This window comes from Pedomonas sp. (assembly GCF_036515995.1).
Classification (GTDB): Bacteria; Pseudomonadota; Alphaproteobacteria; order Sphingomonadales; family Sphingomonadaceae; genus Pedomonas.
Genome location: NZ_DATBUP010000107.1, coordinates 1 through 17,485, shown reverse-complemented (window position 1 = coordinate 17,485; position 17,485 = coordinate 1). Strand labels below are relative to the sequence as shown.

Here is a 17,485-nt window from a genome sequence, read left to right as displayed (position 1 = left end):
TCATCGGCGGCGGCACCGCCGCAACCCTGTTTCTGGGCGGAGAGCCCGAGAAGCCGCAGGCGGTTGATCCGATTGCCGCTGCGGCGGCGTCTGGTGATACCCAGATCGTTTACGTCGATCTGCCGGACCTGCTGGTGAATCTCAAGTCGACCGACCGCAACAGCAGCTACCTCAAGCTTTCCATTGCGCTGGAAGTGAAGGGACAGGCGCAGGCCGATGCGGTGAAGACCATGATGCCGCGGGTGACCGACAGCTTTCAGGTTTACCTGCGGGAGCTGCGCATCGATGACCTGTCCGGCTCTGCGGGTATGTTCCGCCTGAAGGAAGAGCTGCTGCGCCGGGTGAATACCACCATCGCACCGCTCAAGATCAACGATGTTCTCTTCAAGGAAATGCTGGTCCAGTAGCGATGATCGACAACGACGACATCTCCGACGACGGCACTGCTCCGGACGACGACGCGCTCGCCGCTGAATGGGCGGCCATGGCCGACGAGAAGCCGGACGACGACGACATCGCTGCCCAGTGGGAGAAGATGGCCGAGCAGGAGGAGGACGAACTGCTGTCCTCCGTGCAGGCCGGGCGCGTGCTCGATCAGGACGAAATCGACAGTCTGCTCGGCTTCGATGGCGAGGACGAGGAAACCGCCCGCACCGGCATTCACGCCATCATCAATTCCAGCCTCGTCTCCTACGAGCGCCTGCCGATGCTGGACGTCATCTTCGACCGTCTGGTCCGCATGATGACGACTTCGTTGCGCAACTTCACCTCCGACAACATCGAGGTCAGCCTCGATAACATCTCGTCGGTGCGCTTCGGCGATTACCTGAACTCCGTGCCGCTGCCCGCCATGATGGGCGTGTTTCAGGCGGTGGAGTGGGACAACTACGGCTTGATGACGGTTGATTCCAACCTCATCTATTCGATCGTGGACGTGTTGCTCGGCGGCCGCCGCGGCACCGCGCCCATGCGCATCGAAGGCCGCCCGTATACCACCATCGAGACCAATCTGGTCGAGCGGATGATCGACGTCATCCTCGCCGACATGGCGCAGGCGTTCGAGCCGCTCTCTCCGGTGAAATTCCGCTTCGATCGCATCGAGACCAACCCGCGCTTCGCCTCCATTGCCCGGCCCACCAACGCGGCCGTCGTCATCCGTCTGCGGGTGGACATGGAGGATCGGGGCGGCAAGCTTGAAATGCTGTTTCCCTACGCGACGCTCGAGCCCATTCGCGAGTTGCTGCTCCAGCGCTTCATGGGCGAGAAGTTCGGCCGCGACAGCATCTGGGAAACCCACCTTGCCACCGAACTCTGGCGCACCCGCATCGAACTGAACGCCGTGCTCGACGAGCAGACGATGCTGCTGAGCGAGGTGATGAATTTCAAGGTGGGCCAGACCCTCGTCTTCAATGCCACCGCCAAGGACAGCATCGACCTACGGTGCGGGGACGTCTCGCTGCTCAGCGGGCGGCTGGGCCGGTCCGGCAAGAAGATCGCGGTGCAGGTTCGCGCCACCAACGGCAAGTTTTAAGGAGAGGCATGATGCTCGGCTGGATCATGGACATTGTTCTATGTCTGATGCTGCTGGCGGCACTGACGGGCGGCTTCATTCTCAACCGCCGTCTGGTCGCGCTGCGTAACGAGCGCACCCACATGGAAGCGATGATCCGCACCCTGACCAACACGGTCACGCAGGCCGAAGGCAGCGTGCGCGCACTGAAGGCGGCGGCGGAGGAGGTCGAGGCCTCGCTGCGCGAGCGAGTGACCAAGGGCCGGGCGCTGTCTGACGAGCTGGTGATCATCACTCAGGCGGGCGAGGATCTGGCCAAGCGCCTTGAAGGCAGCCTGAGCGGTGCGGCCTCCGTGGTGCGCCCCGGCAAGGCCGACGTGATGCCGCTCGGCATGGATGCGGGCAAGGATGCCGCCAAGCTAGCACCGAAGCTTCGCGCGCTGGACGGTCTGCGCTGAGGCGCGGGGAAGGGGTTGAGGTCATGAAAGCGTTCCCGGTTTCCATCCGTCCGTTTCCCATCCTGCTGGCCACTGGCGCAGGGATTCTGCTGTTCAACGTGGCAGATGTGATCGCCCGCGCGCCGGGTGCGGAACCCGTAGCAGGCACACCTGTCGCGGCACCCCAGCAGAAGCCCGCGCAACCCAAGCCTGCCCAGCAGGTGGTAAAGGCAAGCGTGCCGCAGAACCGCGTCGAAGCGGAACTGATGAACGACATGGCGCGCCAGAAGCGCACCAGGACGACCGACAAATCTGACCTTGAAATGCGCGAGCGCCTGCTGGAAGCGGCGGAAAAGCGTGTTGATGGCAAGATTGCCGAGCTGCGCGCGCTTGAGGCGCGGTTGAAGCAGCTGACCGGCGTGCAGGATGAGCAGGCCGCCAAGCAGTTCACCTCGCTAGTGAAGGTGTACGAGACAATGAAGCCCAAGGATGCCGCGCGCATTTTCGAGAAGCTCGACCTCGGCGTGCAGCTGGCCGTGGCTCATCGGATGAAAGAGACCAAGATGGCGGCCATTCTGGCGGAAATGAACCCGGATGCCGCCAAGTCCCTCACCATGGCGCTGGCCGAGCGCGCCAACGTGGCCAGCTAGGCGAGCCAGGGCACCCGTACAGGGTCCCGCACCGTTTGATGCCGCCCGCACATCGTCCATGCTTGCTGATCAGGGCTGGCGGGAAGCGTGCGGTACGGTTCAGCGGCTTGTCCATCGGTATGGAGCGTAACGCGCGGGTTCGAAAGATCTCCTGCCGGAAAATGGCAAGTCATTAACCCCGTTTTTACCGTCCCTTTCGTACCAGAGATTGGTATTTCGGCCACAACTGGCCGCAGATTGAACAGGTCGTGGAGAGTACGGAAATGTCAGGCCTTACGACAGCCTCCCTCAAGGATCGTATTGAAGCACTGCGTCAGGAGCGGGGCGAGAGCGTCAAGGTGCGGGATATCCCCGAGCTTGTCGCGTCCATGGTGGCGACGATGCAGGGAGAACTTGAGCTGGCGGCTGTCAAGATTGGCGGCGAACTCAAGGAACTGGTGGACTTCATCAGCACCGCCAAGGCGGAAATCGCCTCGATCCAGCCCAATGCGCTGTCGAAGCATGATATTCCGGGCGCAACCGACGAACTGGACGCCATCGTCCAGCACACCGAAGGCGCGGCCACCCAGATCATGGACTGCGCGGACGAGGTTACGAACATCGCGGGCGAGGTGGACGGCGAGCTTTCCGAGAAGCTGACCGCCATTGCCATGCGCATCTACGAGGCCTCCAGCTTCCAGGACATTACCGGCCAGCGCGTGACCAAGGTCGTGCGCGTGCTGAAGCACATCGAGGAAAAGCTGGGCCAGCTGGCCGAAGCGGTGGGCGACTCTTCGCAGCCGCGCGAGAAGGTCATCCACCGCGACACCAAGGGTGATCCGACTGACCCGAAGGAGTTGCTGAACGGTCCGTCGCTGGAAGGCTCCGGCAACAACCAGGACGATATCGACGCGCTTCTGGCGAGCTTCGACTAACGTGCATTGAGCATGGTGACACACCGCCCCTCCGCCTCGCAGGGCCAGTATGGCCTGATGGCCGCGGTCTGGCTGGTGCTGATCGCCATGTTTCTCGGTGTCCTGTCCGCCAGCGACAGGATCACCGAAAAGGCGGAAACGCCGGCATCGCCGCTGGATGCCCTGGCCGCGCGGTCTGCGGTGGGCGAGGCCCCGAAAACCAGCGCACCGATTCCGGTGGTGTTCTTCAAGGACGGGTCCGCCGCGCTGACCGAGTCCGGGCGAGACTGGCTGCAGCTGTTCGCAGAACGCGCGCCTGTCATTCGCCCCGGCGAGCGCTTGCGGCTGGAAATACTGCCGCCCTCCGATACGCGGGATCTTTCGGCAGCGCGCATTGCCACTGCTGCAGCTCTGCTGCATGCCTTGGGCGCTGACTTGAGCCTTGTCGAGCTTGGCACCCACGCAGCGGGCGCAGAAGCCTCCATCCATCTGGCTGGAGGCGGCGCATGACAGGGCTGAGCGCGCGGCGCAGTTCCTGGATGCTGACCTTTGCGGATATGCTCAGCATTCTACTGTGCTTTCTTGTACTGGCCTATGCGCTGAAGGGCGCGCCGGACGGGACGCGCGAGCAGGCGCTGTCTGCCATCCGGGAAGTGTTTCGGCCGGGCGGCAGCGGCCAGTCCGGCACGCAACTACAACTGGCCGCGCCGCGTGGCGGCAATTACTGGGCGACCTGGCTGAAGGTGCGGGTAAGCAAAATTCCGTCGCTGGCAGACAGCCGGATCGAGGTGCATGGCGCAAAGGCCGTCCTTGCGCTATCTGGCGACACGGCAACTGGCAGCGCAGCGTCGCTGACGGATGGTGATGTCGCAGCGCTGGCCGCCGTCCTGAATGGCAGCGGCGCAGTGGTGGTTGTTCGAGCAGGGGCTCAGTCCGCAACGGCAGCGGACTGGTCCGATGCAGGCAAGCGGGCACAAACCCTGAGCGACAGGCTGGTCGCGGCAGGCTTGCGGCAGACGCCGCGTATCATCGTCAGCGGGGCAGAGTTACCTCTCGCGGTCGAGATCGGAAGGGAAGAAGCATGAGCCGCCGGGCTACCCGTTTGAACCGCAGCGTTGCCGCCTTGTGCGTGCTGTCCTCGCTGTGGGTTCTGCCCGTTGCAGCGGCGGATGCGGTGCGTATTCGCGGCGCGGACCATCCCGGGTTTTCGCGGCTGGTGTTCGAATGGCCCCGCGCGGTGGACTATCAGGCGCGAGTGTCCGGCGAAGAGGTGGTCATATCCTTCAAGGCGGACGGCGAATTGAGCCCGGCTGCAATTCGTGGCCTCCGGCTGGATCGCGTCGGTGCACCCGAAATCAGCAAGGAAAATGGCCTGACGGTGCTGCGCTTCAAGGCGAAGCCGGGTACGGGAATTCACCATTACCGATCGGGCGGGAAAATTGTCCTCGACGTGAAGGACACCGCCAAGGCTGCTGCGGTGGTAAAGCCGGGCAAGGCAGCGCAGAGCGGAAGCGCGACCGAAGACGGGTTTATCGCCGGCCAGATCGATGCGCTGAAAACAAGCGCCGCTGCCGATGCCAAGGCGCGGGCAGAAGCAAGAAAGCAGCAGGAAGCGGCTGCCAGGAAATCCCGCGAGCAGCTTCAGAGCGCGTTGCAGTCCGCAACCGACAGCGGAGACGGCAAGGCAATTCAGGGCAAGGTTGAGCCCATCTCCAAGGGTATGGCCATTCGGTATCAGTTCCCGGCCATCGTCCCAGCGGCAGCGTTCGCACGGGGCGACACACTGATCGTTGCCTGGGCGGGCGAGCACACCGTGACCCATGTTCCGCTGGAAAGGGCGACGGGAGACCGGGTGCGCAGCGTGCAGCGGCTCAGCGTCGGCGGCTCGACCGTGCTGCGGTTCCGCATTCGCCCCGGTCTGGGCGTAGGCTTCCGGCGCGATGGCACGCTGTGGTCGCTTGAGCTGAAGGATCAGGACATCCTGCCGCGCGAGGCAATCCAGCTGGTGCGCCAGCGTGATTCGGTGGCGGGTGTGCGCCTGTTCGCACCAGTGCCGGAGCCGGGCGTGCCGGTGGAACTGGTTGACCCGACCGACAATCGCCCGCTCATTCTGGTGCCGGTGTCGTCCGCCAGCGCAGGGCATCTGGAAGCGCGCAACTATCCGGGCGGCACAGTGTTGCGTACGGTGCAGGGCCTTGCGGTGAAGCCCGCCAATGCGGCGGTGCGCGCGGTGCGGCATTCCAACGGCATCGCCTTTATTGGTCTGGAAGCAACGACGGCCGAACTGGCGACACGCGGCTACTTCACGCGTGATGACGGTACGGTGGGGCGCACGCGGTTGATCGATCTGCCCAAGTGGGCGGGAAATCCGAAAATTCCGTTCGCTGACCGGAAGGGCGAGTTGCTGCATGCGCTGAGCATGGCTGCGCCCGAGGAACAGCAGGAGCATCGCTGGCAGTTGGCGCAGTTCTATCTGGGCAACGGCATGGTGGCCGATGCGCTGGGCGTGCTGGAGCGCATGCTGCAGTTGGAGCCTGATCTGAAAAATGCGCCTGTCTTCCGGGCGGCACGGGGCGTGGCACGATTGAAGCTGCACCACCTGAGCGATGCTTATGAAGATCTGGGCCATCCGATGCTCGACAACGAGCCGGAAGCCCTGCTGTGGCGCAGCCTTGCGCTGGAGGCGATGCAGCGTCCCGAAGAAGCACTGCAAGCCTATGCCACGGGTGCGGACGTCATCCAGCTTTACGAGCCGGAGCAGCGCGCAAAATTCCGTCTGGCGGCCGTGCGGGCAGACATGGCGCTGGGCGGCGGTGAGATTGCCAAGCGTGATCTCCTTGGATTGGAAAAGCCGGAGTACAGCGCCGAGGTTCGGGCGGAGGCCGCCTACTGGCGCGGCGTTCTGGCCGCCAAGAGCGGCGACCGGGCCAAGGCCGCGGCGGAATTTACCGTGGCGCAGAGCATTGGCGGACGGCGCATCAATGCCATGGCCGCGCTGGCGCTGACCGAAGACGAACTGGCGCGCAAGAGCATCACCACGCAGGACGCCATCGACCGGCTCGACCGGCTGAGGTTCGCGTGGCGAGGGGACGAGTTCGAGCTTTCGCTGCTGGAGCGGCTGGGCGACCTTTACATGGAAGTGAAGGATCCGCGCAGTGCGCTGACCTCGCTGCGGCAGGCGGTGAATTATTTCAAGCCAACTCCGCGCACCCGCGCCATCGCAGATCGCATGACGGACGTATTCCGGAACCTGTTCCTTGAAGGCGGCGCGGACGACATGGAGCCGGCGCAGGCACTCGGCCTGTATTATGATTTCCGCGACCTGACCCCGCTGGGCGCAGAGGGCGACACCATGATCCGTCGCCTTGCCGAGCGATTGGTGAATGTGGATCTTTACGACCGCGCGGCCAGCCTCCTCGAGCATCAGGTGAAATACCGGCTTGAAGGCGTGCCGCAGGCGGTGGTGGCCTCTCAGCTGGCGATGATCCACCTGATGAACGATGCGCCAGATCAGGCCATCGGCGTGCTGCGCGCCACCCGCCAGCGTGTCATGCCGGATGACGTGCGCAAGGAGCGCAATCGGGTCGAGGCGCGGGCGCTGCTGGAACTCGACCGGGCGGACGAAGCAGAAGCCGTTCTGGAAGGCGACACCTCGGCAGAAGCAAAGATGCTGATGGCGGACGCCTACTGGAAAATGAAGGACTGGCCGCGCCATTCCGAAGCCTTGAAGGCAGTGATGCCGGCCACCGGTGCCAAGCTGGACCAGGACGGCCGCAGGCTGGTGATGCGCGCGGCGGTGACCGCTGCCATGCAGTCTGACGAGGCTGGCCTTGCGGCCCTGCGCCGTGGCTATGGAGCGGCGATGAAGGGCGATGCACTTGGCGCGGCTTTCGATATCATCACCGCACCGGACGGGCAGGGGGCAAGCAACCTTTCCAGCCTGTCTGAAACACTGGCGGATATCGACCGCATCGAGACGTTCATGCGCAACTACAAGGCGGCCTTCCGCGGGGCCTGAGCCTGCCGATTGGGCTCATACGTCGGGCAAAAGAGAACGCGCCGCTGCCGGGGAGCAGGGCGCGCTTTTTTGTTCAGGCCAGAGGCTGGCGCGTCAGGTGCCGTAGCTCTGCACCAGTGACCCGGCAACCAGATGCCAGCCGTCCACCAGCACGAAGAAGATGAGCTTGAACGGCAGGGAGATGGTGGCAGGCGGCAGCATCATCATACCCATCGACATGAGAATGGACGCGACCACCAGATCGATGATGAGAAACGGCAGGAACAGGAGGAAGCCGATTTCGAACGCGCGGCGCAGCTCGGAGATCATGAAGGCGGGGATGAGCACGGTCAGCGGCGTTGCCTCGGCCGTTTCCACTGGCTTGCGGGAGAGATCGACGAACAGCTTCAGGTCGCTCTCGCGCGTGTGGGTCAGCATGAAGGTGCGGAACGGCGCGGCTGTACGCTCGAACGCTTCTTCCTCCGTGATCTGCTCCTGCGTGAACGGCTGAACACCGTCCTGCCATGCCTTCTCAAACGTTGGGCCCATCACGAAGAACGAGAGGAACAGCGCCAGCGAGATCAGCACCATGTTGGGCGGAGAGGACTGGGTGCCGAGCGCATTGCGCAGCAGCGACAGCGACACGACGATGCGCGTGAATGACGTGACCGTCATCAGGATGCCGGGGGCGATGCTGAGAACGGTCAACAGGATGATGAGCTGCACCATCCGCCCGGTGAGCGATCCTTCGCCCAGATTGACCGACATGCTCTGCGCGAGCGCGGGCTCAGCCAGAAAGATCAGCGGCAGCGCCGCCAGCCACATAAAACGGCGAGGCATCAGGAGGCCTTCCCTGAAGGGGGAACGTTGGAAATACCGGACTCGACCAGCGTCGTGCCCTGGGGTCCGATGATCAGCAAATGCTCCACATCATCACGGCGCACCAGCACCAGCTTGTGGCGGGCGTCGACCATCTGGGTGGAAACAACACGGATGCGGCTTTCCGCAGGCGCGGCGCCGATGGTCAGGCCGGGAATCTTGTGACCCCAGCGGCGCAGGGCATAGGCCGCACCCAGCAGCATGCCCAGTACCAGTGCAAGCGCGCCGAGCGTGCGGATGTAATCAAGCGCGTCCATGCCGTTCAGTCGCCTTCCGTGGATGCAGGAGAAGAGGATGCTTCGGGCCAGACCTGCCCGCGCTCGGCATAGACCCGCGCCAGCACGGCTGCAACGGCATCCAGCGCGGGGGCTGGAATGGGGCTGTCGAGATCAAAGGCGCTCAGCATGCCTGCCAGCGCCGTATCCTGACGCACGCGCACACCATTGGCAAAGGCAAGATCGAGGATCTGGTCGGCCACCGCACCTCGGCCCTTGGCGGTCAGGACAGCCTGTCCGTCCGGCTCGCCTTTCACGGCAACCGCGGTGCGGGACAGGTCATAGACATGCTCGGGCAGCTTCTGCATGGCCGTATTAACGGCAAACATGCTTAATAAAGGATAAAGGTGCTGGCGATGGCAGCCTTGGAGAAGCGGAAGGCGAGGGTTGGTCGCCTGCCAAAGGCGACTTCCCCCGCCTTCCGGCGCCGGACCATCCTCGTTTCAATGCTGGGCAGGTGAGCAAGCCCTTTTCAAGAGGGCTTGAGCGTTCCTGAAGCCGGCGATTCTTGCGAATGAGCCGGGCTTCATTGCCGCTTGGCCTGACCAGCATAGATTTCCCCAAGGCCATTCCCGGAGAGCCTTCCGGCCCTCCGGGTCTGGTCCTTTAGATCCTGACGCGGATATTGATAGAGATCCGTATCCGCATTAGGATAAGGGCCAGAAGGATAAGGACGGTCATTTCCATATCTCCTTCTGGAAGCAATGGGAGCAATCCCACCCATCACCGGGGCGGCCCGTCCGCCCCGGTGATTTGTTTTTACGGCAACGTTTCGGCGGCGGCAATAAATACGACATTAAGTCGTTTTATTAATTCTCTCGTCCGCGAAACGGATGAGCTGAATGCAATCGTTTACTCTCTATTAAGCTTGAGGGTAGATGCTTGGCTGTCATTTCATGCTGGCAAGGATCTGATCCGTGGATACCTCATCCATCGCCATATTTCAGGCTGTGACTGGCCGGATGCGCGAGCTCCAGGCCAAGCAGGAAGTCATTGCCCAGAACGTGGCGAATGCGGATACGCCCGGCTATCAGGCCCGTGAGCTGGTGGAGCGCGATTTTTCCGACGTGCTGGCAAAGGTGGCCAACCCTTCGGGCGCGCCCCGCGTCGCCAAACCGGGCATTGCGCTTCCCTCGGAGATGAGATCGCTGGGCAGCCAGGCGGCGGCGCACGCCAACACGCAGGTCGAGCGCGGCACGTTCGAGGTGAAGCCGAACGGCAATACGGTAGTGCTGGAAGAACAGCTGCTGTCGCTTGCCAACGTGCAGATGGAATACACGGCCCTGACCAACCTCTACCGCAAGCAGGCCGGCTTGCTGAAAACCGCCATCGGCAAGGGCGGCGGCGGTTAAGCCGGCAGCGAAGGGAGATAGCAGTTCCATGGATTTGCAGCGCTCGATTGCCATTTCGGCGGGCGGTCTCAAGGCCCAGTCGCTTCGCATGCGCGTGGTGGCGGAGAATCTTGCGAACCAGGACACTCTGGCCTCGGCCCCGGGCGAGCAGCCGTACCAGCGCAAGGTCGTGATGTTCAAAGACGTCCTCGACCGCGAGATCGGCGCGAGCACGGTTAAGGTTGACCGGGTGACGGTGGACCGCAGCGAATTCCAGAAGGTCTATATGCCAAGCCATCCGGGCGCGGACGAGCAGGGCTACGTGCTGAAGCCGAACGTCAACGGCATCATCGAGACCAGCGACATGAAGGAAGCGCAGCGTTCCTACGAGGCGAATCTCAACGCGGTGGAAGCGGCCAAGTCGCTGACAATGCGCACGATTGATCTTCTGCGCTAAAGACGCAGGGGTGATCTTCTGCGCTAAAGACGCAGAGGTGAACTTCTGCGCCAAACGCTACGGAATCCAGGAAAAGGTCTAGGTCATGTCCATCCGCGCCTTTGATGCAACCAACGCCTACACCCAGGCTCTTGGCCGTTCGGTCGGCGGGGCGGGCGATACGCTCGCGCCGGAGCCGTCGGGTACCGCGTCTGCCGGTTCGTTCGGAGAGATGCTGGGCAACATGTTCGACACGGCGGTTGAGGCCAGCCGGAGCTCCGAGGCCGTGACCGCCCAGTCCATTCAGGGCAAGGCTGATCTGATTGACGTGGTGACGGCGGTGAACAACGCCGAAATGGCAGTTGAGACGCTGGTTGCCGTGCGTGACCGCGTGGTCTCCGCCTATCAGGAAATTCTGCGCATGCCGATCTGATGGCTTGAAACAGCCGCTGGAAGTCAGGGACAACAAGGTTTCAGGAGCGTCGAGGGCGGTGGCCTTCGGCGCTCCTTTCTTTTTCAACGCTTGTGGTCGGGCGAAGCTGCTTGAGCGCGTAGAGTCAGTGAATGGCCGGAAGTTCTCCGGACGGAAGCAGGTGGCACGTCTCTACCCGCAACCCCTCCTGCATCAGGGCATCGCCCAGCTTCCGCGTGGCGGCAAGAACGGGGGCGAGGTCAGGGTGGCCATCGACAAGGCCGCACAGCCGACCAAGCAGGTCGGGCAGGCGGGGGTCATGCATCTGAGCCAGATCCGCCGCTGCAAGAAAGCGCATTTCATCATCCGTGATCGACCCGTAGCACGGCCCGGCCACCTGCAAACGGCGCGCTGAATAGCGGCTGACCTCCAGCAGCATGTGGCACACCAGTACGGGAATGGCGCGGCTGTAACTGGGGGCAACAGCAGCTATCGGGCCCTGTACCCGTGCATAATCAAGCCGTGCGGCGATGAACATGCGCATCAGCCAGAGCAGTTGTCGGCCGTGAAGGGGCAGTTCGGTCAAGCGAACCGTGCCGCCGACACCGGGGGCAGGATTCGGTACAGGATTGTACGACTGCGGCATCGTGATCCCCACTCCGTTTTAATATGAAAGTGAGAATGACTTGCAGTATCTGGGTGGTCAAGTGCCGTTGTCTGCAAACAGGTCGGATTGACGGCCGAAGGGGAAGAGATGCCTGTGAACGTGGGAAACGTCCGGGCTCGGTAGGCGAGCCCGGTGGCGGCGCGATGCGGAGTGAGCCCGGGCGTCTGTAACGTCTGGACTAGTGAATGCTGGGAATGAGCGAGGTCGGCACCAGCCGCATCACCCGGATGGTGATGCCGCGGCCATGCAGCACCTTGCCCAGATGATCCGCGGCTTCAAGCAAGCCGCTGATGTCAGCATTGTCGCACAGCCCCTGCAGGAGCAGGCCAGCCCGTGATTCATCTCCCGTCTGCAGGCGGTCGATGGCGCCAAGCAGCATCAGCTCGTCAGGCTGGACACTCTGGCAATGAGGCAACCCGAAGTCGAGGTTTCGGCGGGTTGCCGAGAGAAGCTCGCTGGTGAGCAGGCGGAGCAGAATGATGCAGGAACGATCAGGCGCGCCCTTGAGACCGCCAAGGACCTGCCGGACGGCGCGACCTTCCTGACGGGCGTGGAGCACTTCCCGACAGGACCAGAGGAGCAGGTGGGCAGCCGGATCCAGTTCCAGACACAGGATTGCCCGGTCCTCGTATGCTGCGTCGGGTGAGTCCAAACCAAGTGCGGACATGATCCGCATGCGATCGATCCTTTCGCGTGGCATTTTTAAACTGCTAACAAAATGATACAGATCGAAAAACGTTGCTTAGCGCAAGTCAGTTCATGCGTACCAAGCCAGCCGAAGCGCAACTGAGGGAAAAATCTTCCCGAAACTACCTAGAACAGGTAGGGGGTGGGAAGCTCGGTCTGGTCGTAGAACCCGCCCGAATGAAACCCCGAGGGGTTTTTCGTTATCCGAGTCTCGGCGGCGCGCAGAACCGCTCAGCGCGTGGTCTTAACCATGTATTCACCATGTTGGAGGATGGTGCCCTCATGACCGGTGCAGACATCCTCGACATTACGCGTGATACCCTGTTCACCTTGCTGCTGGTGGCGGGCCCCTTGCTGCTGGTGGCTCTGGTGGTGGGCTTCGGCATCGGCTTGTTGCAGGCTCTGACGCAAATTCAGGAAGCGACGCTCACCTTTGTTCCCAAGCTGATCGCCATGGTCTTCGTCTTCATCCTGACAGCGCCGCTGATGGGGCGGCTCCTCGGCGGGCTGATGGAACGGCTGGCCCAGCGCATCATCTCCGGTTAGCGGGGGCGTTTCGCGTGCCAGATTTCATGTCGGCGCAGTTTACCGCCTATTTCCTCGTGTTTGCCCGCCTGGGCAGCATGCTGATGGTGATGCCGGCGCTGGGCGACGAGAACGTGCCCGCCCGCGTCCGGCTGGTGTTCGCCCTGATGCTGGCGCTGGTGGTGCTGCCGGTGGTGATGATCTCGCTGCCGCCGATGCCGACAACGCTGCCCTCGACGGCTGCACTGCTGTTCGGCGAGATCCTGACCGGCCTGATGCTGGGTACGGCGGTGCGGATCCTGTTCCTTGCCGTGCAGTTCGCCGGTACGGTCATCGGCTTCCAGAGCGGCCTGTCCGGGGCCATGGTTTTCGACCCCTCGCAGGGCGGCCAGACCGTGCTCGTCTCCCGGTTTCTCAGCATACTGGCCGTGGTGCTGATCTTCGCCACCGAGCTGCACCATCTGATGCTGGCGGGCATGGTGCGCTCCTATGCCTTGTTTCGGCCGGGCGCGGACATCATGATGGGGGACTTCGCCATGCTGTCGGTGCAGATGCTGGCACAGTCGTTTGCGCTGGGTTTGCAGATGTCAGCGCCGTTTCTGGTCTATGGCCTGGTGTTCAACACCGGCCTTGGCCTGATGGCGCGGCTGACGCCGCAGATACAGGTGTTCTTCATCTCTCAGCCGCTTGGTATCATCCTGTCGCTGATGCTGCTCATGGTCACGATCGGCATGATCATGACCCTGTTCATCGATCGCTTTGGCGAGGGCCTGAGGGCCCTGACGGGAGGCTGAGATGGCCGAGGGCAGCAGCGAAGACGAAGACCAGAAAACAGAAGAGCCCACCCAGCGAAAACTGGACGAGGCCCGCAAGAAGGGCCAGATCTCCCGCAGCCAGGAGATGCGCCACGTTGCCATGCTGGGCGGGGCGCTGGTGGTGGTCGCCTTCATGACAGGCAGCATCGCCAGTAGCCTCGGGCCGATGTTCACTAACCTTCTGGGGCAGGCGAACACCTACCAGCTCGACGACAAGGGCGCTGAGAACCTCGTTACCAGCATATTCGCCAATATGGGGCTGGCGCTGCTCGCTCCGCTGGCCCTGCTGTTTCTGGCGGCGGTCATCGGCGGCATGATGCAGGGGCGGCCCACCATTTCCTGGGAGCGGGTGAAGCCGCAGTGGTCGAAGCTCAATCCGCTCTCCGGCCTCAAGCGCATGTTCGGCATGCAGTCTCTGGTGGAATTCTTGAAGACGCTGGCCAAGTGCGCGGTCGTCGGCATCATCGGCGTTGCCGTGGTGTGGCCCTACGGACGGCGGCTTGAGACGACGCTGTTCGGCAGCGCGCCGGATGTGCTGGCGCTGACGACCGGACTGATCATCAAGCTGTTGATGGCGGTGGTGATCATCGTGACGGTCATCGCGATGGCCGATTTCGTATACCAGCGCTTCGCCTTCATGAAGAAGATGCGCATGAGCCGACAGGAATTGAAGGACGAGTTCAAGCAGTCCGAAGGCGATCCGCACGTGAAGGCGCGTATCCGCCAGATCCGGCTGGAGCGCTCGCGCAAGCGCATGATGTCCAACGTGCCGACGGCCGATGTGGTCATTACCAACCCGACCCACTTCGCCGTGGCACTCAAGTACGATCAGCACTCCATGGGTGCACCGCAGGTGGTGGCCAAGGGCGTGGACAGCCTGGCGCTGCGCATCCGTGCCGTTGCCACGGAAAACAAGGTGCCGATTGTGGAAAACCCGCCGCTTGCCCGCGCGCTTTATGCAAGCGTGGAAGTGGATGAAGAGGTCAAGTCTGAGCATTACAAGGCGGTGGCCGAGGTCATCAGCTACGTCATGAAGCTGAGGGGGCAAAGGCCGCCGCAGCGGCAGCCGCGTTCCTGACACAAGGAAATCAAGTGCTTGACGTGGCGTACCAATCCGGCATCGTCGCGCAGCATAGGCCCGGCCACGGACCGAAGTGCAAGGCAAGCCACACGATGAAGGTTGAGACAGGTCTCACGCGCCCATGATCGCACGACTGTTTTCCCGGGAAGAACCCGGCCTTGAAAGCGCCGACCTGACGGGCGGCCTGCCGCCTGAGGCCGCCGTCATGCCCTATGGGTGGGTGGCGGCGATCGTGGTCGCCCTCGGGCTGGCCTCGGCGGGACTCATCGGCTGGAGCACGGGTTTCTGGGAAGTCAGCTTCCTGTATTTCGCCCTGATGGTGGGCGCGGCGGCGGTCGCGTTCTCCTGGGCCTCAGGCCGGCAGGAGCGCACGGAAGGCGCGAGCCGGGCGCTGGTGCGCGCCGCCATCGACAACCAGCCGGATGCGGTGGCGGTGACCGACCGGCATGGCGCGCTGGTGGTGGCCAATGCTGCCTACGGCACCATTTGCGGCGGCTATCCGTCTCCGTTCGAGCTGGCGGGGATCGGCCCTGACGAGCGGGCGCCGCTGGAGAAGCTGGCGATGCAGGCCCGGCGCGACGGCAAGGCCCGGGCGGGCGTGACGCGGATGGTGAACGGCAAGCGCAGCGAGCTGGACGTGTTCTGCCGCAGGGCAGGGGACCCGGCGGCGCATCTCCTGTGGCTGGTGCGCCCCTCCGAGCGCAGCCTGACGCTGGCTGGCGCCGTGGATGTGGCGGCCGGTCATGTGGGCGACTGGCTGAGCCAGGCGGAGGTTGGCCTCATCACGGCTGACGGTGACGGGCAGGTGCTGGCGGTGAACGCTGCCTGCGGGCGGATCTCCGGCTACGAGGCGGATGCCCTGATGGGTCGCAGCCTGGCCGCCCTGTTCACCCTGACCGAGGACAACGAGGTGCTGCTGCGCGCGGCCGACGGTGCAGCCGTGCCGGTGCGGCTGGCCGAAATTCCGCTGGCGCCGCAGGCGGGCGGCAGCGTGTTTGGCTACGTATACCTGCTGATCAAGGAAACACCGAACATGGTGGTGGCTAGCGGCGCGGCGGACGACGTGGCCCACGGCCTGCTCGGCAGCCTGCCGTTCGGTTTCGCCACGGTGGACCGGGACAGCCGCTTCCGCTCGATCAACCGGGCCTTCACGGCGGCGGTGGCCATTAAGCCGGAGGCGACGCCGCTCTACCCGGTCGACCTGGTGCATGAGGAAGATGCCAGCATGCTGGCGGACGTGGTGCGCAGCGTTGCCAGTGGCCGCATCGCCAGCCGCGACGTGCAGGTGCGCCTGCGCACCGGCCGGCCGGACCCCGTGCGCCTGACCATCACCCACATCGGCCTTGGCGACGCGGCGGCCGTGCTCTCCCTGCGGGACGACGCCGAGCAGCGCCGCCTGCAGCAGCAGGTGACGCAAGCCACCAAGATGCAGGCCGTGGGTCAGCTGGCGGGCGGCATCGCCCATGATTTCAATAACATCCTGACCGCCATCATCGGTTACTGCGATCTCATCCTGCTGCGCCACGCGCCGGGCGATGCGGATTTCGGCGATCTCAACCAGATCCGCCAGAATGCCAACCGCGCCGCCAATCTGGTCCGCCAGCTGCTGGCCTTCTCCCGCCAGCAGACGCTGCGCCCGCAGGTGCTGCAGGTATCGGACGTGCTGGCCGAGCTGTCCAACCTGCTGAAGCGCCTGATGGGCGAGACCATCACGCTGAACATGATCCACGGCCGCAATCTCGGCCCGGTGCGGGCCGACCCCGGCCAGCTGGAGCAGGTGATCGTGAACCTGGCGGTGAACGGGCGGGACGCCATGGGCGGCTCGGGCGAGCTGACCATCCGCACCTATCAGGTGGGGCCGGAAGAGGTGAAGAAGCTGGGCTACCAGATCATGCCTCCGGCGGACTACGTGGTCATGGCCGTGACCGACACGGGCCACGGCATCGCTAAGGAGCATCTGGGCAAGATCTTCGAGCCGTTCTTCACTACCAAGGAGGTGGGCAAGGGCACGGGCCTTGGCCTTTCCACCGTGTACGGCATCGTCAAGCAGACCGGCGGCTTCATCTTCGCTGATTCAGAAGTGGGGCGGGGCACCACCTTCAGTATCTACCTGCCGGTGCATGCGGCCCTGCCCGAGACGCAGGCCTCCGAAGAAGCCAAGGCGAAGGAGGCCGTTTCGGACACATGGGGCCACGGCACCGTGCTGCTGGTGGAGGACGAGGCGATGGTGCGCGCCGTTGCCAAGCGGGCGCTGGAGCGCAAGGGCTACGAGGTGCTGACCGCCAACAACGGCGAGGAGGCGCTTGAGGTGATCGAGGGGTTGGAAGAGCCGGTGGACCTTCTTATCTCTGACGTGGTCATGCCAAGCATGGACGGCCCGACGCTGGTGCGCCACGCTCGCGACCTCTACCCGGACCTGAAGATCATCTTCATTTCCGGCTATGCGGAGGAGCAGCTGCGCCGCTCCATCGACGTGCCGGACGTGTCGTTCCTGCCCAAGCCGTTTTCGGTGCAGGAGCTGGCCGAGGCGGTTCGCGAGGTCATCAGCCGCAAGCCGACCCAGAACGAATCAGCTGGGAAAATTAGTCGCTGATTCCGGGGGGGCGTTCCCCTTCGAACGTTCGCATTAGGGCCAATGGTTTCAATGGCTTGACTATACGACTTGCAATAGAGAACAAAACGGGTACAAAGCCTTCATTGCCTTCGATGCTCTGTGCCTCTATGCGGGAGAAAAGAAAATGTCTGCATCTCTTCGGGTGATCGAGAAAGACTCTATGGACAAGACGCGCGCACTGGAAGCCGCACTGGCACAGATCGACCGGGCATTCGGCAAGGGTTCGGTGATGAAGCTGGGCCAGCGCAGCTCGGGGGTTGAGATCGAGACGATCTC

At 63.5% G+C, this 17,485-nt stretch carries 20 protein-coding genes and 1 pseudogene; 16 read left to right on the top strand and 5 right to left on the bottom strand.

Annotation, left to right across the window (positions count from 1 at the left end; translation table 11 throughout):
• The 8 genes from VIG90_RS08065 to VIG90_RS08030 all read left to right on the top strand — a co-directional run.
• Nucleotides 1–407, top strand: a 407-nt coding sequence (locus VIG90_RS08065; protein ID WP_331592977.1) for a flagellar basal body-associated FliL family protein, incomplete at its 5' end; no start/stop codon positions are given.
• A 2-nt stretch (nucleotides 408–409) separates the two neighbouring features.
• Entirely contained in the window at nucleotides 410–1,531 is a 1,122-nt protein-coding gene (fliM, locus tag VIG90_RS08060; protein WP_331592976.1) for a flagellar motor switch protein FliM, read from the top strand.
• 11 nt (nucleotides 1,532–1,542) lie between these two features.
• Complete coding sequence (locus VIG90_RS08055) at nucleotides 1,543–1,968, top strand: DUF6468 domain-containing protein (RefSeq protein ID WP_331592975.1); 426 nt, start codon at nucleotides 1,543–1,545, stop codon at nucleotides 1,966–1,968.
• A gap of 23 nt (nucleotides 1,969–1,991) precedes the next feature.
• Complete coding sequence (locus VIG90_RS08050; protein ID WP_331592974.1) at nucleotides 1,992–2,597, top strand: MotE family protein; 606 nt, start codon at nucleotides 1,992–1,994, stop codon at nucleotides 2,595–2,597.
• A 263-nt stretch (nucleotides 2,598–2,860) separates the two neighbouring features.
• The gene (locus tag VIG90_RS08045; protein ID WP_331592973.1) at nucleotides 2,861–3,511 is read left to right on the top strand and encodes a protein phosphatase CheZ; all 651 of its coding nucleotides are present in this window, start codon (nucleotides 2,861–2,863) and stop codon (nucleotides 3,509–3,511) included.
• A 12-nt stretch (nucleotides 3,512–3,523) separates the two neighbouring features.
• Nucleotides 3,524–4,000, top strand: a complete 477-nt coding sequence (locus VIG90_RS08040) for a hypothetical protein (RefSeq protein ID WP_331592972.1) — start codon at nucleotides 3,524–3,526, stop codon at nucleotides 3,998–4,000.
• On the top strand, nucleotides 3,997–4,575 hold the full coding sequence (locus VIG90_RS08035; protein ID WP_331592971.1) for a flagellar motor protein MotB: 579 nt from the start codon (nucleotides 3,997–3,999) through the stop codon (nucleotides 4,573–4,575). Before VIG90_RS08040 ends, VIG90_RS08035 begins: the two co-directional genes overlap by 4 nt.
• Nucleotides 4,572–7,508, top strand: a complete 2,937-nt coding sequence (locus tag VIG90_RS08030) for a hypothetical protein (protein ID WP_331592970.1) — start codon at nucleotides 4,572–4,574, stop codon at nucleotides 7,506–7,508. Before VIG90_RS08035 ends, VIG90_RS08030 begins: the two co-directional genes overlap by 4 nt.
• Nucleotides 7,509–7,601: 93 nt before the next feature.
• Here VIG90_RS08030 and fliP read toward each other — a convergent pair whose 3' ends face one another.
• Genes fliP through VIG90_RS08015 form a run of 3 tightly spaced genes read right to left on the bottom strand, consistent with a single transcriptional unit; the run spans nucleotide 7,602 to nucleotide 8,949 of the window.
• Nucleotides 7,602–8,327, bottom strand: a complete 726-nt coding sequence (gene fliP, locus VIG90_RS08025) for a flagellar type III secretion system pore protein FliP (protein ID WP_331592969.1) — start codon at nucleotides 8,325–8,327, stop codon at nucleotides 7,602–7,604.
• Nucleotides 8,327–8,623: a flagellar biosynthetic protein FliO gene (locus VIG90_RS08020; RefSeq protein WP_331592968.1), complete on the bottom strand. Its 297-nt coding sequence runs from the start codon at nucleotides 8,621–8,623 to the stop codon at nucleotides 8,327–8,329. Before VIG90_RS08020 ends, fliP begins: the two co-directional genes overlap by 1 nt.
• Before the next feature lie 5 nt (nucleotides 8,624–8,628).
• The gene (locus VIG90_RS08015; protein ID WP_331592967.1) at nucleotides 8,629–8,949 is read right to left on the bottom strand and encodes an EscU/YscU/HrcU family type III secretion system export apparatus switch protein; all 321 of its coding nucleotides are present in this window, start codon (nucleotides 8,947–8,949) and stop codon (nucleotides 8,629–8,631) included.
• Between the two features lie 609 nt (nucleotides 8,950–9,558).
• On the opposite strand from VIG90_RS08015, the gene flgB reads away from it, so the two are divergent.
• The 3 genes from flgB (at nucleotide 9,559) to fliE (ending at nucleotide 10,841) form a co-directional block, all read left to right on the top strand.
• Nucleotides 9,559–9,993 (top strand): flagellar basal body rod protein FlgB, encoded by a 435-nt coding sequence (gene flgB / locus VIG90_RS08010; protein WP_331592966.1) that lies wholly within the window; start codon nucleotides 9,559–9,561, stop codon nucleotides 9,991–9,993.
• A 28-nt stretch (nucleotides 9,994–10,021) separates the two neighbouring features.
• Nucleotides 10,022–10,429 carry a flagellar basal body rod protein FlgC gene (gene flgC / locus VIG90_RS08005; RefSeq protein WP_331592965.1) on the top strand — a complete coding sequence of 136 codons (408 nt, stop codon included), beginning with the start codon at nucleotides 10,022–10,024 and terminating at the stop codon, nucleotides 10,427–10,429.
• Between the two features lie 85 nt (nucleotides 10,430–10,514).
• Entirely contained in the window at nucleotides 10,515–10,841 is a 327-nt protein-coding gene (fliE, locus tag VIG90_RS08000; protein ID WP_331592964.1) for a flagellar hook-basal body complex protein FliE, read from the top strand.
• A 124-nt stretch (nucleotides 10,842–10,965) separates the two neighbouring features.
• Here fliE and VIG90_RS07995 read toward each other — a convergent pair whose 3' ends face one another.
• On the bottom strand, nucleotides 10,966–11,406 hold the full coding sequence (locus VIG90_RS07995) for a hypothetical protein (RefSeq protein WP_331592963.1): 441 nt from the start codon (nucleotides 11,404–11,406) through the stop codon (nucleotides 10,966–10,968).
• Nucleotides 11,407–11,665: 259 nt separating this feature from the next.
• A complete protein-coding gene (locus VIG90_RS07990) occupies nucleotides 11,666–12,163 on the bottom strand; it encodes a hypothetical protein (protein WP_331592962.1) in 498 nt (165 codons plus the stop codon).
• Nucleotides 12,164–12,456: 293 nt separating this feature from the next.
• On the opposite strand from VIG90_RS07990, the gene VIG90_RS07985 reads away from it, so the two are divergent.
• The 5 genes and pseudogenes from VIG90_RS07985 to VIG90_RS07965 all read left to right on the top strand — a co-directional run.
• Nucleotides 12,457–12,720: a flagellar biosynthetic protein FliQ gene (locus VIG90_RS07985; RefSeq protein ID WP_331592961.1), complete on the top strand. Its 264-nt coding sequence runs from the start codon at nucleotides 12,457–12,459 to the stop codon at nucleotides 12,718–12,720.
• Nucleotides 12,721–12,734: 14 nt separating this feature from the next.
• The gene (gene fliR / locus VIG90_RS07980) at nucleotides 12,735–13,493 is read left to right on the top strand and encodes a flagellar biosynthetic protein FliR (RefSeq protein ID WP_331592960.1); all 759 of its coding nucleotides are present in this window, start codon (nucleotides 12,735–12,737) and stop codon (nucleotides 13,491–13,493) included.
• Between the two features lies 1 nt (nucleotide 13,494).
• Nucleotides 13,495–14,592, top strand: coding sequence for a flagellar biosynthesis protein FlhB (flhB, locus tag VIG90_RS07975; RefSeq protein WP_331592959.1), 1,098 nt, complete (start codon nucleotides 13,495–13,497; stop codon nucleotides 14,590–14,592).
• Between the two features lie 124 nt (nucleotides 14,593–14,716).
• Nucleotides 14,717–17,188 carry a response regulator gene (locus VIG90_RS07970; protein WP_331592958.1) on the top strand — a complete coding sequence of 824 codons (2,472 nt, stop codon included), beginning with the start codon at nucleotides 14,717–14,719 and terminating at the stop codon, nucleotides 17,186–17,188.
• Nucleotides 17,189–17,333: 145 nt separating this feature from the next.
• Nucleotides 17,334–17,485, top strand: a pseudogene (locus VIG90_RS07965) (DNA recombination/repair protein RecA); the annotation flags it as partial.